This window comes from Leeuwenhoekiella blandensis MED217 (genome assembly GCF_000152985.1).
Taxonomy (GTDB): domain Bacteria; phylum Bacteroidota; class Bacteroidia; order Flavobacteriales; family Flavobacteriaceae; genus Leeuwenhoekiella; species Leeuwenhoekiella blandensis.
In genome coordinates this window covers 2,678,023-2,701,580 of the sequence record NZ_CH672395.1, presented here as the reverse complement: position 1 = coordinate 2,701,580, position 23,558 = coordinate 2,678,023, and the positions used below count along the sequence as shown (strand labels likewise).

25 protein-coding genes are annotated in these 23,558 nt (G+C 38.9%); 19 read left to right on the top strand and 6 right to left on the bottom strand.

Going from position 1 to position 23,558, the window contains the following annotated elements; all coding sequences use genetic code 11:
- The first annotated feature begins 26 nt into the window (after positions 1-26).
- Positions 27-1,598 carry a bifunctional GNAT family N-acetyltransferase/carbon-nitrogen hydrolase family protein gene (locus tag MED217_RS11640; protein ID WP_009780726.1) on the top strand — a complete coding sequence of 524 codons (1,572 nt, stop codon included), beginning with the start codon at positions 27-29 and terminating at the stop codon, positions 1,596-1,598.
- A 5-nt stretch (positions 1,599-1,603) separates the two neighbouring features.
- On the opposite strand, the gene MED217_RS11635 is transcribed toward MED217_RS11640, so the two are convergent.
- The 4 genes from MED217_RS11635 to MED217_RS11620 form a co-directional block, all read right to left on the bottom strand.
- Positions 1,604-2,746 carry a pentapeptide repeat-containing protein gene (locus MED217_RS11635; RefSeq protein ID WP_009780725.1) on the bottom strand — a complete coding sequence of 381 codons (1,143 nt, stop codon included), beginning with the start codon at positions 2,744-2,746 and terminating at the stop codon, positions 1,604-1,606.
- Positions 2,747-2,826: 80 nt separating this feature from the next.
- Entirely contained in the window at positions 2,827-3,690 is an 864-nt protein-coding gene (locus MED217_RS11630; protein ID WP_009780724.1) for an NHL repeat-containing protein, read from the bottom strand.
- Positions 3,691-3,695: 5 nt separating this feature from the next.
- The gene (locus tag MED217_RS11625) at positions 3,696-4,631 is read right to left on the bottom strand and encodes a mechanosensitive ion channel family protein (protein ID WP_009780723.1); all 936 of its coding nucleotides are present in this window, start codon (positions 4,629-4,631) and stop codon (positions 3,696-3,698) included.
- 35 nt (positions 4,632-4,666) lie between these two features.
- Positions 4,667-5,158, bottom strand: a complete 492-nt coding sequence (locus MED217_RS11620) for a Dps family protein (RefSeq protein ID WP_009780722.1) — start codon at positions 5,156-5,158, stop codon at positions 4,667-4,669.
- Positions 5,159-5,364: 206 nt separating this feature from the next.
- Between MED217_RS11620 and MED217_RS11615 the strand changes: the two genes are divergently transcribed.
- The 16 genes from MED217_RS11615 (at position 5,365) to MED217_RS11545 (ending at position 19,579) form a co-directional block, all read left to right on the top strand.
- Positions 5,365-6,369, top strand: a complete 1,005-nt coding sequence (locus tag MED217_RS11615; protein WP_009780721.1) for an SDR family oxidoreductase — start codon at positions 5,365-5,367, stop codon at positions 6,367-6,369.
- Positions 6,369-7,640 (top strand): nucleotide sugar dehydrogenase, encoded by a 1,272-nt coding sequence (locus MED217_RS11610; protein ID WP_009780720.1) that lies wholly within the window; start codon positions 6,369-6,371, stop codon positions 7,638-7,640. The genes MED217_RS11615 and MED217_RS11610 overlap by 1 nt, the downstream gene beginning before the upstream one ends.
- The gene (wecB, locus tag MED217_RS11605; RefSeq protein WP_009780719.1) at positions 7,627-8,751 is read left to right on the top strand and encodes a non-hydrolyzing UDP-N-acetylglucosamine 2-epimerase; all 1,125 of its coding nucleotides are present in this window, start codon (positions 7,627-7,629) and stop codon (positions 8,749-8,751) included. Before MED217_RS11610 ends, wecB begins: the two co-directional genes overlap by 14 nt.
- A 65-nt stretch (positions 8,752-8,816) precedes the next feature.
- A complete protein-coding gene (recR, locus tag MED217_RS11600; protein ID WP_009780718.1) occupies positions 8,817-9,434 on the top strand; it encodes a recombination mediator RecR in 618 nt (205 codons plus the stop codon).
- Between the two features lie 3 nt (positions 9,435-9,437).
- The gene (locus MED217_RS11595) at positions 9,438-10,556 is read left to right on the top strand and encodes a glycosyltransferase family 2 protein (RefSeq protein ID WP_009780717.1); all 1,119 of its coding nucleotides are present in this window, start codon (positions 9,438-9,440) and stop codon (positions 10,554-10,556) included.
- 84 nt (positions 10,557-10,640) lie between these two features.
- Positions 10,641-11,975: a dihydrolipoamide acetyltransferase family protein gene (locus MED217_RS11590; protein WP_009780716.1), complete on the top strand. Its 1,335-nt coding sequence runs from the start codon at positions 10,641-10,643 to the stop codon at positions 11,973-11,975.
- A 157-nt stretch (positions 11,976-12,132) separates the two neighbouring features.
- Complete coding sequence (locus tag MED217_RS11585; RefSeq protein ID WP_009780715.1) at positions 12,133-12,906, top strand: 3'-5' exonuclease; 774 nt, start codon at positions 12,133-12,135, stop codon at positions 12,904-12,906.
- A 6-nt stretch (positions 12,907-12,912) separates the two neighbouring features.
- The gene (locus MED217_RS11580) at positions 12,913-13,857 is read left to right on the top strand and encodes a carboxypeptidase-like regulatory domain-containing protein (RefSeq protein ID WP_009780714.1); all 945 of its coding nucleotides are present in this window, start codon (positions 12,913-12,915) and stop codon (positions 13,855-13,857) included.
- A 3-nt stretch (positions 13,858-13,860) separates the two neighbouring features.
- Positions 13,861-14,475 (top strand): fumarylacetoacetate hydrolase family protein, encoded by a 615-nt coding sequence (locus MED217_RS11575; protein ID WP_009780713.1) that lies wholly within the window; start codon positions 13,861-13,863, stop codon positions 14,473-14,475.
- 21 nt (positions 14,476-14,496) lie between these two features.
- Positions 14,497-14,838, top strand: a complete 342-nt coding sequence (locus tag MED217_RS11570) for an Hpt domain-containing protein (RefSeq protein ID WP_009780712.1) — start codon at positions 14,497-14,499, stop codon at positions 14,836-14,838.
- Positions 14,838-16,085, top strand: a complete 1,248-nt coding sequence (locus tag MED217_RS11565) for a competence/damage-inducible protein A (RefSeq protein WP_009780711.1) — start codon at positions 14,838-14,840, stop codon at positions 16,083-16,085. The genes MED217_RS11570 and MED217_RS11565 overlap by 1 nt, the downstream gene beginning before the upstream one ends.
- 79 nt (positions 16,086-16,164) lie before the next feature.
- A complete protein-coding gene (gene rpmB, locus MED217_RS11560) occupies positions 16,165-16,404 on the top strand; it encodes a 50S ribosomal protein L28 (protein ID WP_009780710.1) in 240 nt (79 codons plus the stop codon).
- A 23-nt stretch (positions 16,405-16,427) separates the two neighbouring features.
- Positions 16,428-16,610 carry a 50S ribosomal protein L33 gene (gene rpmG, locus MED217_RS11555; protein WP_009780709.1) on the top strand — a complete coding sequence of 61 codons (183 nt, stop codon included), beginning with the start codon at positions 16,428-16,430 and terminating at the stop codon, positions 16,608-16,610.
- 3 nt (positions 16,611-16,613) lie between these two features.
- A complete protein-coding gene (locus tag MED217_RS18760; protein WP_009780708.1) occupies positions 16,614-16,766 on the top strand; it encodes a DUF4295 domain-containing protein in 153 nt (50 codons plus the stop codon).
- 133 nt (positions 16,767-16,899) lie between these two features.
- A complete protein-coding gene (gene ftsY, locus MED217_RS11550; RefSeq protein WP_009780707.1) occupies positions 16,900-17,853 on the top strand; it encodes a signal recognition particle-docking protein FtsY in 954 nt (317 codons plus the stop codon).
- Between the two features lie 82 nt (positions 17,854-17,935).
- On the top strand, positions 17,936-19,579 hold the full coding sequence (locus MED217_RS11545; RefSeq protein ID WP_009780706.1) for an amidase family protein: 1,644 nt from the start codon (positions 17,936-17,938) through the stop codon (positions 19,577-19,579).
- Here the strand turns inward: MED217_RS11545 and MED217_RS11540 are convergent, their stop codons facing one another.
- Positions 19,580-20,656, bottom strand: a complete 1,077-nt coding sequence (locus MED217_RS11540; RefSeq protein ID WP_009780705.1) for a serine hydrolase domain-containing protein — start codon at positions 20,654-20,656, stop codon at positions 19,580-19,582.
- Between the two features lie 83 nt (positions 20,657-20,739).
- Here MED217_RS11540 and rimO point away from each other — a divergent pair, with 83 nt between their 5' ends.
- Positions 20,740-22,047, top strand: coding sequence for a 30S ribosomal protein S12 methylthiotransferase RimO (rimO, locus tag MED217_RS11535; RefSeq protein ID WP_009780704.1), 1,308 nt, complete (start codon positions 20,740-20,742; stop codon positions 22,045-22,047).
- Between the two features lie 32 nt (positions 22,048-22,079).
- Positions 22,080-22,520, top strand: coding sequence for a hypothetical protein (locus MED217_RS11530; protein ID WP_009780703.1), 441 nt, complete (start codon positions 22,080-22,082; stop codon positions 22,518-22,520).
- Here the strand turns inward: MED217_RS11530 and MED217_RS11525 are convergent.
- Positions 22,483-23,490: a carboxypeptidase-like regulatory domain-containing protein gene (locus MED217_RS11525; RefSeq protein WP_009780702.1), complete on the bottom strand. Its 1,008-nt coding sequence runs from the start codon at positions 23,488-23,490 to the stop codon at positions 22,483-22,485. The two genes, MED217_RS11530 and MED217_RS11525, sit on opposite strands and share 38 nt — an antisense overlap.
- Between the last annotated feature and the right edge of the window lie 68 nt (positions 23,491-23,558).

The following is a 23,558-nucleotide window of genomic DNA, read 5'->3' as shown; positions in this document are numbered from 1 at the left end:
AATTTTTGCCGAAAGGTGTATAACATATGAAAGAAGTAGATCACATAGATAATTCAGACAGTGCAGAAAAGCGCGAACGCATAGACACCATCAATCTTGAGTATTTAAAAGTAAAAGACTTTGAAGAACTCAAGGAGATCATGATCGCTGTTTATCCCAATATTCCAGATCCTTATTGGAAGAAAAAGGAGCTGCAAAAACTGGTTTCCATTTTTCCGGAAGGTCAAGTAGTGGTCAAGGTAAACGGGGAGATCGCTGGTTGTGCCCTTTCTATCGTGGTAGATTACGAGAAGTTTTCTGATTCGCATACCTATATGGAAATCACAGGCGATGAAACTTTTAGTACGCATACGCCCAAGGGAAATGTATTGTACGGTATAGATATCTTTATTTCTCATAAGTACCGTGGCATGCGCATTGGTCGACGTCTTTATGATTATCGTAAAGAATTGTGTGAGAATCTTAATTTAGAACGCATTGTTTTTGGCGGAAGATTACCCAACTATCATCAGTATGCCAAAGAACTTTCTCCAAAAGCCTACATAGAGAAAGTGCGTGCGCGTGAGATTAACGATCCCGTGCTTGACTTTCAGTTGAGTAATGATTTTCACGTAAAACGGATTATTACAAATTACCTAGAAGGAGATAAGCAATCAAAAGAGTATGCGGCGCTTTTAGAATGGGACAATATCTATTATCAAAAGCCGGCAAAAAAGCCAAATGCGATCAAAACCGTTGTACGTTTAGGCTTGGTGCAATGGCAGATGCGTACCTATAAAAATTTTGAAGAACTTTTTGAGCAGGCCGAATATTTTATCGACACCATTTCTGGGTATCGTTCAGACTTTGCATTGTTTCCAGAGTTCTTTAATGCTCCGCTTATGGCAGCGTACAATCACTTATCAGAACCTGATGCGATACGAGAATTAGCAAAATATACCGAGCGCATAAGAGATCGGTTTAGTGAGCTTTCGGTGAGCTATAATATCAATATCATTACAGGGAGTATGCCGTATATGGAAGACGGTACGTTGTATAACGTGGGATTCTTATGTAAACGTGACGGTACGATAGAAAAGTTTTATAAACTGCACGTAACACCGGACGAAGCCAAAGCCTGGGGGATGAGCGGTGGCGAAAAACTGAAAACCTTCAATACCGATTGCGGTAAGATTGGAATCCTCATTTGTTATGATGTTGAGTTTCCAGAATTGGGTCGTTTACTAGCAGATGAAGGAATGGATATTCTCTTCGTTCCCTTCTTAACCGATACGCAAAATGGATACAGCCGTGTGCGTCATTGTGCGCAGGCACGGGCTATTGAGAACGAATGTTATGTGGCTATCGCCGGAAGCGTGGGGAACATCCCAAAAGTACATAATATGGATATGCAATTTGCACAAAGTATGGTGTTAACACCCTGTGACTTTCAGTTTCCTACAAACGGCGTTAAGGCGGAAGCGACGCCAAATGCTGAGATGATTCTCGTTGCAGATGTAGATCTTGATCTATTGAAAGAACTAAATCAATTTGGTAGTGTTCATAATTTGGTAGACCGAAGAAAAGATTTATTTCAGCTTAAGTGGAAGAAAAAATAGCCTGATCAATTGCTGATGGGTAACAGCTGAAAGTTGTCCTTTTCAATTTCGACCACCTCAAAGGTTGAAAACAACCATTCCCTTTGAGCGGCATTGAGTTGTTGCGTTACATCTTGCTCAAAAGTTTTGTTTACTCTGGCATTGGTGAAATCAGCATCTAATAATTTTGTTTTTACCAGACTCACATTACGCAAATCTGCAGATGATAAGTTAGCATTTTGCAGGTTTGAATAATCTAAAATAGCATTTTGTAAAACGGCATGTTCCAGATTGGCCTCTTTTAGGCTGGCATAAGTAAGGTTGGTCTCGTGTAACCACGTATTTTGAAGATTTGCTTTTTCAAAATCAATCCCGTTAAAACTTGAATTTCTTAAGTCGGCGTTAGATAAATCGATTTGTATCAAGTCTGCACCTTTTAGTGATAGATTGCGTAGTTCTGCATAGGTAAAATCAAGACGTTCAATGAGTCTTCCGTTAGATCGTGAACGGGCGGTCGTGTTGAGGTTAATTCCTGTTTCTAATAAAGAAACCAACAAATACCCGCGTTCGGGGCTTGTAACTCTTGCGATTAAGCTATCGTTTTCCAGATATTTATAAGGTTTCAGCATTTTGCTCAAGGAAATGAGTCTACCAGCCGTTGCATCGTCAATCGCGTTAGCACTGCTTCTGGAAACATCGGTGCTTATTTCTTTCAGCATATTGTCCATAATGAGCAAGGTTTGTCCACGGCGCTCTGCTTCTTGTAGGTAGGTTTGTTGATCTAAACGTTTGTTTTGTTGTTTAAACATTTCGCTTTGACCGGTGATCAACATATTCTGTTTTCCTAAATAATAGGTTTGAAAAATGAGTAGGATAGAAGGGAGTACAGCAGTAAGGATCAATAAAAACCCTACTCGTGTCAATCTGATAATTATGCTGCTTAGCAAGTCTGAAAGGGTCTCTCTGGAGACGCGCTGCTGTTCTGCGATTTCGTCCAGAAATTTCTCAATGCTCTTTTTTAGTTGTGCGCCTAAAATAATTCCTGAAGAGCGTTTGAGAAAATTCCAACCCAGTTTACGGCGGTTCTTTTTCTTGTTTTCCTGACGGTCTAATTGCTCCTTGAGCTTTTGATTTTCGGCTTCTAATTGAGAAAGTCGTTCTTCAATCATAGTATTATTGTCTGATGCAGCTTAAAAATACTATAAACGCTGCGCATTGCAGCATGTTGCCTTTATAAAAACGAGATGATCTATTTTAGACTGAATTCATAGAGATTTCCTCCGGTTTGCGCGCGACGCTCATCAACGAGATATAGTGTAGAATCGTTTTTGAAAGCCACACCTTCCTTTTGAGAATTGTAGCCGGTCTCATAAGTCGTGATATCTCCTGAGAAAAACCTTTCTTCTTTAAAATTAGATAGAAGCAATATTTTGTTGGTTGTAAGGAGCGCTATGGTTTTTCCATCTGAAGAAATAGCTGCACCTGTGATCGCACAAGTATTTAAATCATCACAAACGTAATATTCATCTATGAGTTCGGCTTCAAAATTGCCGGGAAGTGCAGGTAATTTGTAGACTTTTGTAACACCGTCAAAGTTGCGGCTTCTGTTTCGGGTAAATAAATACAGGTATTCATTTTTATAAATGAGCGACTCTATATCAAAGTTAAGATTCTTAAGATCTGGTGGATAATCTTCCTGATCAGATAAGGTAAACGTAAGGCGTTCTGCTGTGGCTGAAGTTGCGTCGCGGGGAAGCTCATTGAAGTTTCTAATAATGTAAATAAATTGGTCTTCCCGGTCGTTCTCATTATTTCCTGTATCAGAAATGTATAAGGTACCTTCAGCATCGTTGGCCAAATCTTCCCAGTCTTCATTGGGAGCGTTACTTATTTTTAATTCCCTTACGATGTTTCCTGAAGTATCCAAGCCGTAAATTATGTTTGGATTACCGTGGTCTGTAGCGGTATAAATAAGGGTGTCCCCTTCAAACAAGGCAAGACCTGAAACTTCTGCTAACGTTCGTTCAAGGCTGCCTTTCATTTCCAATTGGCCATAATCTTGACAGCTGATTAAGAATAAAGCAAAACTAGCACCAATTAAGAACCGTAGCATTGTTTTTAGCGTTTAGAATTATCAGAATTAGCTATGGTAATGGTTTCTGATCTAAATTTATTTTTACCAAAATCTAGCGTACGAATTGGGAATGGAATATTGATATCGTGCGCGTCAAAAGCCTTTTTGATAGCAATAATGGCACGGTCTTGAGCGACTAACATATCTTTTCTTTTGGTCACCGGTGCCCAAAAACGCGCTACAAAGTTAATAGAGCTGTCGCCAAAACCTTCGTAGAAAAATTCGATATCTTCATTACTTTGCTGCTCAAACTCGTTTGTCAATGTTTCAATAGTTAACTTTTTTACAGCTTCTAAGTCACTCTCATAGCCTACTCCACAACTCAAAAATACACGAGAACGTTGGGTTTGACTCCAGTTTTTAAATGGCGAGTCAACAATGTTTGCATTAGGGATAATTACATAGTTGTTATCAGCTTGTCTAATGGTAACGTTGCGTAAGGTAATATCTTCAACAATACCTGAATAATCGTTAGATTCAACCCAATCGCCCAATTGAAGTTTAGGCATAAAACTTAGGATCACACCGCTAAAGGTATTATTCAAGGTTCCTTGTAAAGCCAAACCAATTGCAAGACCTACGACACCGGCACCTGCAAGAACTGATGTAAGTACTTTGTCAAGATCCATAATTCCAAGGGCAATAAAAAAGCCGATGAGAACAGTAATGGCAAAGGCGGTTTGACCTGCCATTACTTTAATTGAATCTTGCTTCACACCGCGCATCAAAATATTGCGAACAAATTTTGAGACGTATTTTGCACCATACCAAAAGAGTACAAAAACTAAAACCGCAACAAGAAAATTGGGCAATTTTAAAATAAAACTTTCACCCCATCCCTGAAGTTTCTCAATAAGTTTGTAAAGGTCAAAACCAAAAATGGTCCAATCAGAATTTGTGTTTTCTTGAAGTAAAAGCATAGGTGCGTTTTGGTTGATTAGTTCTGTTGAATAAGTTACGATTTTTTATGTGTTTCAGATTTTGTCATTCTCCAACTGTCAAGCATCCAGCTCGTTTTCTCGAGTTCTCTGATGTAAGCGCCTAATAAATCTATTGTTCCTTCATCGCCACCTTCATCTGCAAAATTTACGGTCTTACGCATTTGAGTGAGTAGTTTGCCGTGATCTTCAAGTAATAGTTCTATCATTTCTAAATCGGCAGTTTCACTAGGGGATTCTTTGAGGTTTGCCATTTTAAGATATTCTGATAAATGGCTAACGGGCTGGTATCTCAGCGTCAAAATACGCTCGGCAATTTCATCGATCTTGATCAGGGTATCGTTATACATCTCTTCAAACTTTTCGTGAAGATCGAAGAAATTTTCACCCACAACGTTCCAGTGAAAGTTGCGCAGTTTTTGATAATAAATATGATAATCTGCTAATAAAACATTAAGCTGCTCAACGGTAGCTTCAGTTCTTTTTGGATCTAAATTTAAATAGTTCATGATCTAATTATCGTAAAAGTTAATACTCAAAGTTAAGCGGCATTTTTCACTTTAAGAGCGTGTTAAATCCGTTTAGTATAAGTTTAACTGGAAAACCTAAAAGTTGTTAAGTTTGAATTTTTCAGTTAAAAAAAGGTTAAAAACTTTATGAGAAATACACCGCTTTATAATACTTTAGCAAAATTCAACCCTACTTCATTATTAAAATGAATTTTAAAGTACTAAAAAATGCAAATGTGCTTGTTACAGGAGGTTGCGGATTTATAGGATCTAACCTCATTGAAGCGCTCTTAGAGGCAGAAGCTTTTGTTACTTGTCTAGACGATTTATCTACAGGAAAGAAAAAGAATATAGAACCTTTTCTAGAGCGCGACAACTTCACATTTATTGAAGGAGATATTCGGGATTTTGAAACCTGTAAAAAAGCTGTAGAAGGATGTGAGTATGTAAGCCATCAAGCTGCACTAGGCTCTGTTCCGCGTAGTTTAAAAACTCCTTTGCTTACACACTCGGTTAACGTTACCGGATTCTTAAATATGATGGAGGCTTCTCGACTTGCCGGAGTATCCAAGTTTGTCTATGCCGCTAGTTCTTCGACTTACGGAGATAATGAGGCTTTACCAAAAATTGAAAGCGAGATCGGAAGACCGCTTTCTCCCTATGCCGTAACCAAACTTGTAAACGAATATTACGCCGGTGTCTACAAGCGTAATTATGGTTTCAACTCTATTGGTTTGCGTTATTTTAATGTATTTGGCCCAAAGCAAGACCCCAACGGAGCTTATGCCGCGGTGATTCCGAAATTTATTTCATCGCTAATGAATAATGAATCTCCAGTTATAAATGGAGATGGTTCTTTTTCTAGAGATTATACCTATATAGACAATGTAGTGCAGGCCAATTTATTGGCGTTAGTCACCGATAATAAAAATGCACTTAATGAGGTATATAATATTGCCTACGGTGAGCGTACTTCTTTAATTGAATTAGTAAATTTGCTCAAGGATCGTTTGCTTAATTATAGCAGCGATTTAATTGACGTTCAACCTAAATTTGGACCAGAACGACCGGGAGATGTCCCTCATTCTTTAGCTTCTATTGCCAAAGCAAAAAATCTTTTGGGTTATGACCCAGAATATGATTTGGAGGCAGGAATCAATAAGGCAATTGACTGGTACAAGCAAAATTTAGAAACAGATAAAGATAATTAATGAGCATTGCAATTATTGGGTTAGGTTATGTAGGACTACCTTTAGCACGTTTATTTGCTACAAAATATCTTACGATAGGTTTTGACATTAACAAAGAGAGAATAACCCAATTGCAAAGCGGTTTTGATAAGACCGGCGAACTTGATTCAGAGCATTTAAAGGCTGTTCTTATAAATGAGACTTCTGCTTTAAAAGGTTTGTTTTGTACTTCAAATCCCGAAGATCTTCAGCAAAGTGATACCTATATCATCACTGTACCAACACCCATAGATAAGAATAACAATCCAGATTTGACTCCTTTAGAAAAGGCAAGCAAGTTGGTAGGAGGTTTTTTGAAAAAGGGAGACGTTGTGATCTTTGAATCAACTGTGTATCCCGGTGTTACCGAAGAGTTTTGCATTCCTATCTTGGAGGAAGCCTCAGGTTTAATTTTCAATACAGATTTTTATGCGGGATATTCTCCAGAACGTATCAATCCGGGTGATAAGACGCATACTGTTGATAAAATTAAAAAAGTGACCTCGGGATCTACTCCTGAGATCGCACAACACGTTGATCAACTATACGCTTCAGTAATTACGGCAGGAACTTTTAAAGCAGCATCGATTAAAGTTGCCGAAGCTGCCAAGGTGATAGAAAATTCACAACGCGATATAAATATTGCTTTTGTTAACGAGTTGGCAAAGATTTTTAATCTGCTGGATATCGATACGCAGGCTGTTTTAGAAGCAGCAGGCACAAAATGGAATTTTCTTCCATTTAAACCAGGTTTGGTTGGTGGACATTGTATAGGTGTCGATCCGTATTATTTGGCTCAAAAGGCAAAGCAAGTAGGGTATCATCCTGAAATAATATTGGCAGGAAGAAAACTCAACGATAGTATGGGGCCTTATGTAGCCTCGCAGGTGGTGAAATTGATGGCGAAAAAAGACATAAAGCTGAAAAACAGCCGTGTTCTTGTATTGGGAATTACCTTTAAAGAAAATTGTCCCGATGTGCGCAATACACGCGTAATAGATATTATTCAGGATTTAAAGGAATACGGTGCTCAGGTTTCGGTTTATGATCCGCAGGCAGATGCAGAATTGGTAAAACTTGAATATAATATTGAACTTTTAGAGCATTTGGAAGGCAAGCTCTTTGACGCTGTAGTTCTTGCTGTAGCACATCGTGAATTTGAGCAAATCGATCTTGAAAAGCTTAAAGCCAATACCGCTGTGGTTTATGATGTTAAAGGCTTTTTAACCGAAGGTGTAGATGGAAGACTTTAAATCAAAAAAGATACTTTTTATTTTTGGTACGCGGCCCGAAGCCATAAAGATGGCGCCGGTGATCAAAGCCTTTCAGAAGGAATCTTATTTTGAAACCAGAATCTGCATCACCGCTCAGCATCGGGAAATGTTAGATCAGGTATTGTATTTTTTTGAAATTCAACCGGATTATGATCTTGATTTAATGCAAAAAAATCAGGATTTAACAACCTTGACTTCCAGAGCCTTGGTTGCATTAAAAGTTCCGTTTGAAGATTATAACCCTGATCTTGTTTTGGTTCACGGGGATACCACCACCACGATGACCGCAAGTCTTGCTGCATTTTATGCAGGAATTAAAGTGGGGCACGTTGAAGCAGGTTTACGCACCTTTAATTTGCAATCACCATTCCCAGAAGAGCTCAATAGACAGTTTACAAGTAAAATAGCCGATTTCCATTTTGCGCCTACCCAACAGGCACAAGCCAACCTGGTTGCAGAAAACATTTCAGAAGAAAAAATTGTGATTACGGGGAATACGGTGATCGATGCACTGCAAGAGACGGTAGTTAAAATAAAAAAGTTAAAACCGTCATTTGCAGCCGGTATTCCTTTTGATTCGAAGAAAATCATTTTGGTTACGGGACACCGCAGAGAGAATTTTGGAGATGGTATGCAGCGGGTTTGTAATGTTTTGAAGGAAATCGCTTTGGCTCGTGAAGAAGTTCATTTCGTTTATCCTGTTCACCTTAATCCTAACGTACAAACAGTTGTGGAAAAGACGTTAGGAGGAGTGTCAAATATTTCTTTGATCGCGCCTTTAGAGTATCCTGATTTTGTTTGGCTCTTAAATGAGTCCTATTTTATTATTACAGATAGTGGCGGAGTTCAAGAGGAGGCACCAAGTTTAGGTAAGCCGGTAATCGTCACGCGGGATACTACAGAACGACCCGAAGCAGTAAACGCAGGTACCGTAAAACTAGTGGGAACCAACACTGAACAACTCAAGACTGAAGTCCTGGATCTTATCGATAATGTTGAAGCTTATAAGATAATGAGTTCAGCACACAATCCGTATGGCGATGGGAAGGCAGCGCAGCGCATCGTTAATTTTGTAAAAGATCGACTTTAGTCTAAGGTGTTAACAAATGTGGTAAGCGGTGGTTTAACCTATAATCTTTCCTAACTTTACCGCGTATGGAATTTTCTTCAAAGTTATTAGAGCAAGCTGTTTATGAGATGTCTCAACTACCGGGTATTGGTAAGCGCACAGCCTTGCGTTTGGTTTTACATTTACTGCAGCAACCTGAAGCACAGACCGAGCAATTGACTGAAGCTTTAACAGGGTTGCGCACCGGTATTAAATTCTGTAAAAACTGCCATAATATTTCAGATACCGAATTGTGCGAGATTTGCGCAAACCCCAATAGAGAATCGGCAATAGTTTGTGTGGTCGAGGATGTTCGGGATGTGATGGCTATTGAAAATACGAGTCAGTATCGCGGGCACTATCATGTTTTAGGCGGAAAGATTTCTCCATTAGACGGTATTGGTCCGCAAGATTTGACGATTTATTCTTTAATCGAAAAAGTAAAATCAGGAGCCATTGAAGAGATCATTTTTGCATTAAGTTCTACTATGGAAGGGGATACGACTAATTTTTACATCTATCGTCAGCTTGAAGGTCTTAATGTAAAAACATCTACTATTGCACGTGGTATTGCGGTGGGAGACGAACTTGAGTTTGCGGATGAGGTTACTTTGGGAAGAAGTATCCTTAATCGTATTCCTTTTGAAAACTCCCTAAAGCACTAAGCGATGCTGCTTTCGGTAATTATTTTAGCGTATAAAGTACCCTATCACGTACTACTTTGTGTGCAAAGCGTTGAGCGTTCAATAGCAAGTATTGATGCCGAAATTATTGTCGTAGATAACAATTCTCAGGATGAAACAGAAGAATTAATTACGACCAATTTTGAGCGCGTTATTTTTCAGCAGAATAATGAGAATCTAGGATTTGCTAAAGCCTACAACCAAGCGGTTCATACGGCAAAGGGCAAGTATGTATGCATTTTGAATCCAGATACGGTCTTGTCAGAAAACTGCTTTAAAACTCTTATTCCATTTGCCGAAAAGCAACCTGATTTTGGTGCTTTAGGACCACGATTAATTGATGGCACCGGACATTATTTGCCAGAAAGTAAACGCAATGTGCCCGATTTTAAGGTCGCATTTAAAAAAATGACCGGCGATACTTCTAGATATTATGCCAATCAACTTGCTCAGGATGAAATAGGGGAAGTTCCTGTTCTTGTTGGTGCCTTTATGTTGGTAAAGAAGCAAGCATATTTGAAGATCAAAGGTTTTGATGAGCGCTTTTTTATGTATGGGGAAGATATCGATTTGAGTTACAGACTTACTCAAAACGGATTTAAGAATTATTATTTTGGGCAAGTTTCTGTTATTCATTTCAAAGGGGAAAGCACTGTAAAAGACCGTAAATATAATTTGAGATTCTATGGTGCGATGCAGTTATTTCAGCAGAAACATTTCTCGCAGGGATTTTTTATAGACAAAGCTTTGGATTTAAGTCTTAAGTGTTTGGCTTTTAGTAAATCTAAAGTTGCCTCAAAAGAAGAAGATCAGAAAGAAAAGACAGCAATATTTTGGGTTTACAAAGGAAATCTGGAGCAAGAAGAATTAAAAAATATACCTTTTCAGATAAACCAAGTGATAAATTTTGAAAAGGAAAAGGAGCTCCAGAAATTCAATAGCAAACTGATTTTTGATTTGAATTTCTTGAAGTTTTCCGAAGTGATCGATGCCTTTCAGTTGTTAAAAAACAACAAAAATAGGTTTCGCATACGACCTTCAAATTGTAATTTTATCCTCGGAAGCGACACCTCTACAAGTCGTGGCGAACTATTAAAATGGTGAACGGTAATTAAAAAATCGTTTTCATAAGCTTTAATTTAGTAAATTCGCAAAAAATTATAGTCAACTAATATTTATTTTGATAATATGGCAAAATTTGAACTGAAATTACCGAAAATGGGAGAAAGCGTTGCTGAAGCTACAGTGACAAACTGGCTCAAAGAGGTAGGCGACTCCATTGAGATGGATGAACCGGTAGTTGAGATTGCCACAGATAAGGTTGATAGCGAGGTTCCTAGTGAAGTAGAGGGCGTTTTGGTAGAAAAACTATTTGACGTTGATGATGTTGTAGAGGTTGGTCAAACCATTGCCATAATAGAAATAGAAGGTGAAGGCGCTGAAGAAGTAAGCACTGAAGAACGTGTTTCAGAAGAAAACGTAGCTGAAGAAGAACCAGAAGATGAGGCTGTAGCACAGGCAGCGCAAATGCTCGATCAGGGACAAGAGACGGCTGCGGCTCCTGCTATTACAAATGACGGTGCCCGCTTTTATTCGCCACTTGTAAAAAATATTGCTCAGGAAGAAGGTATAGCTCAAGAAGAACTTGATAAAGTACCGGGTACCGGACTTGAAGGTCGTGTGACCAAAGATGATATTCTTAAGTATGTGGAGCATCGTGGAAAGAAGACTACCACTTCGGAAACCAATACACCAAATGCCACACCAAAAGAAACTACATCAGCAGCAGTACAAACACCGGTAAGTGTAAATGGAGGAGATGAGATCATTGAAATGACCCGTATGGGAAAAATGATTTCAAAGCATATGATGGCATCAGTGCAAACATCTGCACACGTACAATCATTTATTGAAGTTGATGTAACTACGATCTGGAACTGGAGAAATAAAGTAAAAGCTGAATTTGAGAAGCGAGAAGGCGAGAACCTTACTTTTACTCCAATTTTTATGGAAGCCGTTGCTAAGGCAATTCGTGATTTTCCATTGATCAATATTTCGGTAGATGGCGATAAGATCGTTAAGAAAAAAGATATTAATTTAGGAATGGCAGCAGCCTTACCTGACGGTAATTTGATCGTGCCGGTAATCAAGAAAGCAGATCAGCTAAACCTTGTGGGAATGGCAAAAGCCGTTAATGATCTTGCCTCACGAGCACGTGCCGGTAAATTAAAGCCAGACGATACTCAAGGCGGAACTTACACCGTGACTAATGTAGGAACCTTTGGTAGTGTTATGGGGACGCCAATTATCAATCAGCCGCAAGTGGGGATTTTAGCCCTCGGAGCCATTAGAAAGGTGCCAGCGGTAATTGAAACACCAGAAGGTGATTTTATAGGTATTCGTCATAAAATGTTCTTGTCGCATTCGTATGATCACCGTGTGGTAAACGGAGCTCTTGGAGGACAATTTGTGCAGCGTGTTGCACAATATTTAGAAGCCTGGGATGCTAACCGAGCGGTTTAAAAGTTAAACTGAGATTTAAAAATTTTAAAGATCCTCTCCCTACAGAGAGGATTTTTTATGCACTTTTCTGAAAATTAAGTGAAATACGATTATAGCTTTTCAAAATGTTTATCATTTGGAATAGGTAATTGTACTTTTGTAGAAATTAAAGCAACCTATGAACTTAAACTTAACCAGACCTATTTGTTTTTTTGATCTGGAAACCACAGGAATCAACGTAGCTAAAGACCGTATCGTAGAAATTTCAGTATTGAAAGTCTTACCTAACGGAAAAGAAGAAAAGCATACTTGGCTGGTAAATCCTACCATCCCAATACCACCCGAAACTACAGCGGTACACGGTATCAAAGATGAGGATGTGGCAGATAAACCTACGTTCAAAGAATTGGCTAATGAGATTCATAATTTGATCAAAGATTCAGATTTAGCAGGCTTCAATTCCAATCGCTTTGATATTCCGCTTTTAGCAGAAGAAATGTTGCGTGCAGAAGTAGATTTTGATATGAAAAACCGAAATGCAATTGATGTGCAGACGATTTTTCATAAGATGGAGCAGCGTACCTTAAGCGCCGCTTATAAGTTTTATTGCGATCAAACTTTAGAGGATGCGCACAGTGCAGAAGCAGATACCATTGCGACCTATGAGGTTTTAAAATCACAACTGGATCGCTATGAGGATCTAGAGAATAATATGAAAAGCCTCGCAGAATTCAGCGCGCGTAAAAAGTTTGCAGATTTCGCAGGATTTATCGCCTTCAATAAAGACGGGGAAGAAGTGTTTTCTTTTGGGAAACATAAGGGTAAAAAGGTTGAAGATGTACTTGAAAATGAACCCGGCTATTTTGGTTGGATTCAAAATGCAGATTTTCCTTTGTATACCAAAAAGGTGCTTACCGCAATTAAACTTAGAAAGCTCAATACCAAGTTTTAACTCAAAATGATTAACAAACTATTCCTGTTTTTAAGTTTTGTTTGTTTTTCCATTTACGGGCAAACAACTTCTGTTCAGGGAAAGGTGGTTAATAAGGAAACTCAGGAGGGAATTCCGTTTGGACATCTAATTATAACGAAGCTCAAAAAAGGAACTTCTACAGACGAAGAAGGCAATTTTATCTTAACTTTTGAAACTAATGAAGCTGAAGAACTTGTAAAGATCTCCAGTGTAGGTTATGTTGATCGAAGGCTAAAAGTTAAAGAGCTTACCGGGCAGATCACGCTCGAACCCAAGATTGATGATTTGGGCGAAGTTCGCATCTATGATATAAAAGATAAAAAGCACAAGCGCGTAAATCCCTTCATTGGAGCGAGAATTGTAGGCTTAGGTAATTTTAGTGGTGGAGCTTATCCTTCAGCATTAGCGCGTCATTATGAACGTCCTGAGAAGTTTGATCAGGGCTGTTTTATTAAGGAAGTGGAGATTGATTTTTACAGGGTGATAGGCAAACCGAGTCCTGCAGCAAAGTTTCGTTTGCGAGTGCTTAGGGTTAGTGAGGATGGTAAACCTGGTTCAGATTTGCTCGTTGAGGATTTGATCTTAAAGAAGGAAGCTAACGCGAGAAGTATCAAAATAGACTTGTTACCCTATAAAATTGCTGTTCCGCAAAAGGGACTTTTTATTGTGGTTGAGCATATTTTTATCCCAGAAAATCGCTTTCTTGAGCGCCTTAGTATCAAAGATGCTGAAACGGGCAACTTTAAAACGTATGAAGTCGCACGTTATGCTCCAATTTTTAAAGGTGTTGAAGTAGATCAGAAAAGCGATAGCCGCAGTTATTATAAAAGTTTAGAAGGCTGGAAAGCTGTAGCGCAGCTTAACACTGCAAACAGTATCTTGGCAGGGAGTGCTCCGGCACCGGCTTTTAAAGTATTATTTACAGATTAGATTATGAAAATTATTTGCATCGGTCAGAATTATAGCGATCATATTAAAGAGCTCAATAGTAAACCTTCGAGCGAACCTATGTTCTTTTTAAAGCCAGATTCTGCTGTTTTATTAAAAAAGCATCCGTTCGTTATTCCTGAGTTTAGTAACGAGGTACATTATGAGGTTGAATTATTGGTACGAATTAATCGCTTGGGAAAATATATTCAGCCTAAATTTGCACATAAGTATTATGATGAGATCGGTCTTGGGATCGATTTCACGGCGCGAGATTTACAACGAGCGTGTAAAGAAAAAGGACATCCTTGGGAAAAGGCCAAAGGTTTTGACGGGTCTGCAGTACTCGGAGACCATTGGGTGTCCAAAGAAAAATTTAAAGATTTAAACGATATTAATTTCCGTTTAGAAAAAAATGATAAAATTGTGCAGTCAGGGAATACGCGTGATATGATTTATGATATTGATACCTTGATCGCACATGTATCTCAATTTATGACCTTAAAAATTGGCGATATCCTGTTTACAGGTACTCCGGCGGGTGTTGGCCCGGTTGCTATTGATGATAGGCTTAAAGGATACTTAGAAGACGAACCCATATTTACTGTGAATATAAAATAACCCCAAAATTAAAGAGAACCCATGCCTACACATTATGATTTATACCAGCTCGAAGATATGTCTGGCGGTGACAAGGAGTTTATGCAGACTGTTGTTGAAGCTTTTTTAACCGAAATCCCACCAGATCTTCAAAGTATGCAAATGGCGATTGATAATGATAATCATAAGATGGCTTATCAATTTGCACATAAAATGAAACCGAATTTAGAAATGTTCGGTATTGATCTTATTCGAGAAATTTCGGCGATGGAGCGCTGGGCAGACAGCAATAAACCTACTTCTGCAATACGTCCGCAATTAGATACCATCATCACGCTAATCAATAATGCGATTGAAGAAATGCGCAAAGACTGGAAGATGTAATGCGAGCGCATATAATTACAATTGGAGATGAGATACTTATCGGTCAAATTGTAGATACCAATTCGGCCTTTATCGCAAAAGAGCTGGATAAAGTAGGTATCGAAGTGCACCAGATATCTTCCATTTCAGATAATAAACAGCATATTTTACAAAGCTTAGCAGAAGCTCAGGAAACTTCAGAGTTGGTGCTTATTACCGGCGGTTTGGGGCCTACGAAAGACGATGTAACTAAACATACGTTTTGTGAGTATTTTCAAGATACCCTGGTTGAAGATCCAGCGGTATTGCAAAATATAGAACGCATTTTTAAACACCACGTAAATCGACCTATGCTGCCCGCTAACAGATCGCAGGCCTTAGTGCCCAGCAAGGCAACCGTTTTGATGAATAAAAACGGTACGGCTCCGGGAATGTGGATGCAATCTGGTAAAACGGTATTTGTGTCGATGCCGGGTGTTCCGTTTGAGATGAAAGCATTAATGACCGATGAGGTCATCCCGCGAGTGCAGCAAACCTTCAGTAGGCCGTTTATTTTACACAAAACCTTGCAGACTTATGGTCGCGGTGAGAGTGAAATAGCCAATACCATAGAAGATTGGGAAGACAACCTTCCGTCAGATATTAAGCTAGCATATCTACCTGCTTTAGGAAAAGTACGTTTGCGACTTTCTACCAAAGGCCCAGATAAAGCGCCTTTAGAACGTCGTCTTGAAGAGCAAATCACATCGCTCAAAGCCTTGATAGGAGATATTATTGTGGGTTACGATGATGATGAGCTTATAGAAAAAGTTGTAGGAAGTTTATTGACGAATAACAATAAAACCCTGGCGGTAGCCGAAAGTTGTACCGGAGGTCAAATAGCTGCGGCAATAACAGCTATTCCCGGAGCTTCTTCATACTTTAAAGGCGGAATGGTAACCTATGCCACGCATTCTAAAGTGGAACTTCTTAAAATTGATCAAGCGGTGATCGACGAGCATTCGGTGGTGAGTGCACAAGTTGCTGAAGCGATGGCCGCAGCGGTTAAAAATTGGTATCAATCAGATTATGCCATTTCTACTACAGGTAATGCAGGACCTTCAAAGGGAGATTCTGATGCTGAGGTAGGAACCGTTTTCATCGGAATTGCTACCCCAACAGGAGTTTTTTCGCAAGAATTTAAGATGGGAAGTCAGCGTGAGCGCGTGATTTCAAAAAGCGTGAATAAGGCGTTTGAACTCTTGCAAAAAGAAATTTTAAAAAACTAGCAATTTAAGTTGGTCAACTTGATTTAGTTGTGTAAATTTGCACCCTGTTTTTCAGTAACACATTATAAAGTTTAGAATCATGTCAAGAGTTTGTGAGCTTACGGGCAAAAAAGCAATGGTAGGAAACAATGTTTCTCACGCGATGAATAAGACCAAGCGTAAATTTGATGCCAATTTAATCAAAAAACGTTTCTATATTCCTGAAGAAGACAAGTGGATTACATTAAAGATTTCTACAGCCGCTCTTAAAAATATAAATAAGAAAGGTATTACTGCTGTGCTTAAAGAAGCGCGTGCTAAAGGCTTTCTTACTAAATAATAACGGTATAACGATTAGGAATTATGGCAAAGAAAGGCAATAGAGTACAGGTAATTTTAGAGTGCACAGAGCATAAAGCTTCTGGGAAACCAGGAACTTCTCGTTATATTACCACTAAGAATAAAAAGAACACTCCAGACAGAATTGAGTTGAAAAAATTCAACCCGATTTTGAATAAAATGACTGTTCATAAAGAAATTAAATAAGACATGGCAAAGAAATCAGTAGCAACATTACAGACCGGTTCAAAACGTTTGACCAAAGCCATTAAAATGGTAAAATCTCCAAAAACTGGAGCATACACTTTCGTAGAAGCTGTTATGCCACCAGAAGCTGTAGGAGAGTTTTTAGACAAAAAATAAGACATTCTAAATGTTTATACGTAGCCGTTACACTTTTGTGTAACGGCTTTTTGTATTTTTTCGTTTTAAGTCGCTTTTTTGTACTGTTAAAAGAGAATACCTTTGCGCCTTTAATTTATGTATCCCGAATACGATGAGTTTTTTTAAGAAAATATTTTCCAAAGAGAAAAAGGAAACCCTTGATAAGGGGTTGGAAAAATCAAATACTAATTTTCTAAATAAATTAGGAAAGGCCGTTGCTGGTAAAAGTAAGGTTGACGATGAAGTACTTGATGATCTAGAAGAAGTATTGGTTTCTAGTGACGTAGGTGTGGCGACGACTATTAAGATCATCGAGCGTATCGAAGCACGCGTTGCACGCGATAAGTATTTGGGCACCGATGAATTGAATGCGATTCTCCGAGATGAAATTGCCGGGTTGATGAGCGAGACCAATAGTGGTGAAGCGACCGACTTTAGCATTCCTTCAAAAAAGCCATATGTGATTATGGTTGTTGGCGTTAATGGAGTGGGTAAAACTACCACCATCGGTAAACTTGCACATCAGTTTAAAAGTAAAGGTTTGAAGGTTGTTTTAGGAGCTGCAGATACGTTTAGAGCCGCAGCTATTGATCAATTACAAATTTGGGCAGATCGTGTTGATGTTCCTATTATCAAGCAACAAATGGGAAGCGATCCTGCATCTGTAGCATTTGATACGGTGCAAAGCGCAGTGAAGCTAGATGCCGATGTTGTTATTATTGATACTGCAGGACGTTTACATAATAAGGTGAATTTGATGAAAGAATTGACCAAGGTTAAACGCGTGATGCAAAAAGTAGTTCCAGATGCTCCAGATGAAGTTTTGTTGGTTTTGGATGGTTCTACCGGTCAAAATGCCTTCGAACAAGCTAAGCAGTTTACAGCAGCCACAGAAGTGACTTCACTTGCCGTTACCAAATTGGATGGTACAGCAAAAGGCGGAGTGGTTATAGGAATTAGTGACCAGTTTCAAATTCCTGTGAAATACATTGGAGTAGGAGAGGGAATAGATGATTTACAGGTATTTAATAAAATCGAATTTGTCGATTCCTTTTTTAGAAAATAAGAAGCTTAAAATAAAGCGTTCACGAGGCATCACAATTATGTGATGCCTTTTGTATTTTAGGGGTTTAGTTTAAATAAACCCTATGAAACAATTTTTACTTTTAGCTTTATTTGTTGTCTTCTTTTCCTGTAAAGAAGAAGCAACACAGGAAAACGCCGAAAGCGTTGCACAAGATTCAAATGCATTAACCGAAGAGCGGGAATATGCCGTTTTAGACTCCAAAGTTCTGGATACAGAAGCACTCTGGAAACCCTTTGAGTTTGATACCAAAATGTTTACTGAAACAAAATACAGTAAACTGAAGCCTTTAATTTTTGAAAAGAATATTCCCGAAATTCAGGAAGCTGTTGCCCAAGGCAAGCTTACCTATGAAGAGTTGGTTTTATTCTATTTAACACGAATTAAAAAATACGACCGTGAAAATGAGTTGTCATTAAATTCGATTATCGCGTTAAATCCTAAAATTTTAGATCAGGCTCGGGAGTTGGATGAGAAACGCCCGCAGGATTTAGATCCTTATTCCATTTATGGGATGCCTATTCTGTTGAAAGACAACATCAACGCATCTGATATGCCAACGACTGCCGGAGCCGTGGTTTTTGAGAATAATAACGCAGGAGATGCTTTTATCACCCAAAAGCTTAAAGAAAATGGCGCTCTTATTTTAGGTAAAGCCAATTTGAGTGAATGGGCGTATTTCTTTTGTGGTGATTGCCCTAGTGGCTATTCTGCGGTTGGAGGCCAAACCTTAAATCCTTATGGAAGAAAAATACACGATACCGGTGGCTCAAGTTCTGGTAGTGGCGTTTCTATGGCAGCTAATTTTGCGGTTGCAGCTGTAGGCTCAGAGACTAGTGGTTCTATTCTTTCTCCTTCGAGTTCAAATTCAGTTGTGGGGTTAAAACCTACAATCGGTTTGCTATCTCGAGGAGGAATTGTTCCTATTTCGAGTACGCTTGATACACCGGGACCTATGACACGCACGGTTGTTGATAATGCGATCTTGCTTCAGGCAATGATTGGTCTGGACGCTGATGATGCAAAGGCTGTGTCGCTTCAAGCGGAAAATCAAGACTATATTTCAGCTTTAAAAGCTTTAGATGCTGAAGCTTTCTTAACTGAAAAGCGTTTGGGATATTATAAAGGTTACGAGGACACCTTGTATATTCAAGCCGTACAAGCCTTAAAGGATGCGGGAGCAACTTTAGTAGAACTGGAGCGTCCTGAGATCAACTTACCCCAATTTGTACGTGTATTAAATTTGGATATGAAAAAGGATCTACCTGATTATATCGCGAAGTATGGAGCGAAATCACTTTCAGTAAAAGACTTAAACGACATCACTGCATACAACAAAAAAGATTCGCTTGTGCGTATGCCGTATGGACAAAAGCTGCTTTACGGTGTTTTAGAAGATTCAGCTTCTACTGAAGAATTCACTGCGATCAAAGATACCTTAGAACGCAACGGAAGACTCTTTTTTGATGAACCTATGCAAGCAAATGATCTTGATGCGGTATTATCCATTAATAATTATATGGCGGGCTATGCGGCTGTGGCAAAATATCCGGCGATCACCGTGCCTATGGGATATCAAGACAACAATCGACCAATGGGATTGACATTTATTGCACCTACTTTATCTGAAGCGCAACTTCTAGAGCTGGCTTATGCCTATGAGCAAATCTCTAAAAAGCGTAAAACACCGGTAGATTTTGATGAGTAATTAATTAAGCACTTCATTCAAAACACCCCATAAATCATTATCATAAGATGTAGGACCTAAATCCTCAGCATAGGCTGCAGGTCCTAATCTTACTATAACCAAATTCTTACTGGGAATCACGTAAAGCTTTTTATCATTGGCGCCTAAGCCGGCAATGAGATCATCGGGAGCATTAGGAATTAATTTACCGTTAAAAGACTGTGTAGCACCCGGAAGTTTAAAACTTGATTTTCCGTTAAGCCACCAGAGGTAACCATAAGAAGGATTGAGTTCTTGTGATGTAGTGGTCATCGCTTCCCAATAGGTAGTATTCAGTAATTGAGTATCGTTCCACTTTCCTTTATTCAAGTTGAGCAAACCGAACCGCGCCATACCGCGAGCGGTGCTAAAATATACGTTGTTATAGCCTAAGCTTACCCAACGCCCATCTAAACCTATTTTAGTCTTTAATTCGTTTTCAAAAAAGGCTTCAAAGCCATTGGGAGTTACGGCTTCGAGTACAGGTTGTAATAAGGTGTAGTAAGCGTTATAATAATACCATTCTGCTCCGGGAGCTGCTTTAAATGTTAAGCATTCCGGATCATAGCAAGCAGTATTTTCATCAGTAAAATCCCCTCCGGAAGTCATCGTCAATTGATTTTTGATGCGAATGGCATCTTCTTGTTCTGCGGTCATAGCAGTCCAGCCACGACCCAAATATTGAGTTGTTTGATCCTCAAGGTCAAGAAAACCTTCTTGTTGTGCCAGGCCTATAGTAAATGCGGTGAGTGTCTTCCCTGCAGAATTCCACGGAAAAAAGTCAGTACTGGATTTTCCATTATAATAGGCTTCAAAAGCAATTTTCCCATTTTCTAAAATCAGAAAAGCTTCGGTATTGGTTTCGATCAAAAAATCTTCTAAATCGGCAATATTTGAGGTATTCCAGCCCAGATCTGTAGGATCGATTGTGTCCCAAGTTGTTCCGCTAAGCGGAGGAAAATAGCGCGTCTCTTCTGGTGTAAGGACCATTACAGGTTCGTCGCTTGAGGAACAGCCTATAAACAGCAGTAAAAGGTGTATTAAAAATAAGGCTCTCATATTCAGTCTGTTTAAGAATCCTCTAATTTAGGACATAAAAGCCTTAAAATACCGTATCTTTGCGCCCCAAAATCAACAGCATTATGCGTACTAAAACCCTTAAGAAGAATAAAATAAACGTGGTGACTTTAGGTTGCTCAAAAAACGTTTATGACAGTGAAGTATTGATGGGGCAGCTTAAGGCGAACCAAAAAGAAGTGGTTCACGAAGAGGAAGGAAATGTAGTGGTGATCAACACCTGTGGTTTTATCGCCAATGCGAAGGAGGAGTCGGTAAACACGATTCTGGAGTATGTTCAAAAGAAAGAAGATGGTATTGTAGATAAGGTATTTGTAACCGGATGTCTTTCTGAACGTTACAAACCCGATTTGCAGAAGGAAATTCCTAATGTAGATCAATATTTTGGTACTACTGAGCTTCCCGGACTTTTAAAAGCTTTAGGAGCAGATTATAAGCACGAATTGATAGGAGAGCGTTTGACTACGACTCCTAAAAATTATGCGTATCTAAAAATTGCTGAAGGTTGTGATCGTCCGTGTTCGTTTTGTGCGATCCCGCTTATGCGCGGTGGTCATAAAAGTACACCAATTGAACATCTGGTGACAGAGGCTAAAAAGTTAGCCGCTAGCGGAATAAAAGAACTGATTCTTATCGCTCAGGATTTAACGTATTATGGTCTTGATTTGTACAAAGAGCGTGCGTTAGCCAAGTTGTTACGCGAGTTGGTAAAAGTTGAAGGAATTGAGTGGATTCGTTTGCACTACGCCTTTCCAACCGGTTTCCCGATGGATGTACTTGATGTGATGAACGAGGAGCCTAAAGTCTGCAATTATATCGACATCCCGTTACAGCACATTTCGACTAAATTATTAAAGTCGATGCGCCGTGGTACCACTTATGAAAAGACCAATGCGCTGTTGAAAACCTTTAGAGAGAAGGTGCCGCAAATGGCAATTAGAACTACGTTAATTGTAGGTTATCCCGGTGAGACTCAAGAAGATTTTGAATTATTACGAGACTGGGTCAAAGAAATGCGTTTTGAGCGTTTAGGTTGCTTTACCTATTCACACGAAGAAAATACCCACGCCTATAATCTGGAAGACGATGTTCCTGAGGAAGTAAAAATGGAACGCGCCAATGAGATTATGGCTTTGCAATCACAGATCAGTTGGGAGTTGAATCAAGAAAAAATAGGTAAAGAATATCGTATTGTGATCGACCGTAAGGAAGGAAATTACTTTGTAGGTCGTACTGAGTTTGATTCTCCAGATGTGGACAATGAGGTGCTTATTGATGCGACACAACACTATTTAAAAACAGGTGAATATACTTGGGTCAAGATAACAGATGCAGAAGATTTTGATCTTTATGCAGCGCCGGTTAGTAAATAATATATTATTTTTAGGAATAAATATTATTAAAAATGAAAACCATCACCTCTAAATTACACACAAGACAACGCAATTATTTATTGATATTTGGCTTGTTGTACCTGGGGTCTGGGATCGTAATACATTTTACAGAAGGTTATTCCCTTTCAAATTGGTGGCATATCATTTTGGGTATTGGTATGTTGGCTCTTCTGGGCTATCGATTTTATACTAAAGGCTTATTTTCAGTAATTAAGTGGAACGAGGAGAAGTTAGTCTTAAAAGCTCCTGAGCAAAAGCATATCATTTTTAAACGGAATCAAATCAAATCATTAAAATTAACTGATAAATCCTTAACGATCAATGCAGGTTTGGGAAGCGGTGAAATGTTTGATCTCAACTATTTTAAGGCTGAAGATATTGCTTTTTTCAATAAAGATTTTATAAAAGAAGAGGCTACTCAGCCTGAAGCTTATAGTCTAGCGGAAGCATAAAGGCAAAACGGCGCGATGACATCGCTCCGCCCATAATAATAGCACTCGGCGGAGTGTGATTTCCAAAAGCGTCAATAACAAAGGTTCCTTTTGTTTGGATAGAGGATTGCTCCTCATTGTCGTACAAGATACTAAGCTTTTCTTTCAGCAACTTTACATACGTTTTGTTTAGCACTTTTCTGAACTCAAAATGTAAATAGGGTGGCGCCTCAAACTTGTCGTAGAAAATCCTAAAACCGTTTTCGTGTAATTGCTTTTGAGCAAGAGAACGCATAAAGTGCAGTGTAGATCCCGCATAAGAATCTTCCCGGCTTTTAATGTATTTCTTACGCGTGCGTTTATTTAATTCCTGAAAGAAGCTAAACCCTTCATAGTACACCATGTTTAAAAGTTCTAAGCCACTCAGGTTTTTTTCATATTTGGCATAAAAATCATTTAAAGTATACCTAACGGTATATCCCAGATGTTTATTTTCAATAATTAAAGGTTCATTGGCCCAGGCGGTAAGCTTCAGTTTTGACGGGCTGTAATGCAGTTTTATGGCATCTTCATTGAGTATTTTGCATTGAAAAGCTTCAGGAGAATTTCCTAGAAATTGCATTTTAAAAATATGCAATTTACGTTTTCTGGTCCAGGGATCGGTTTCCAGAAAAACCTGGTCGAGCTCCTCTGCAGTTTCCTGAAGATAAACAGCCGGCATCTTGCCATCAGAATTTTGATAATTGTTGATATAAACCGGCGCAAAGCCCATCATAGTAATCACTAACGGACTTTTTATTCCATCTTGAACAGGAATACTGTAATGCCCGTTTTGATTGGTGATGGTTCCAATGGTGGTGCCGTCAAAATAGATACTTACAGCTTCAAGCGCAGTAGAATCTTTGGCACTGTAAACATAACCCTTTAGCTTTCGCTGGCTTGAAAGTGTAAAGCAGTGAAGTGAAATAAAAAGCAACAAGCAAAACCGCATAAAACAAAAAAACTATTATTATAGTTATAAAACTACAATAATAGTTTTTCTAATTAGAATACTTTCGC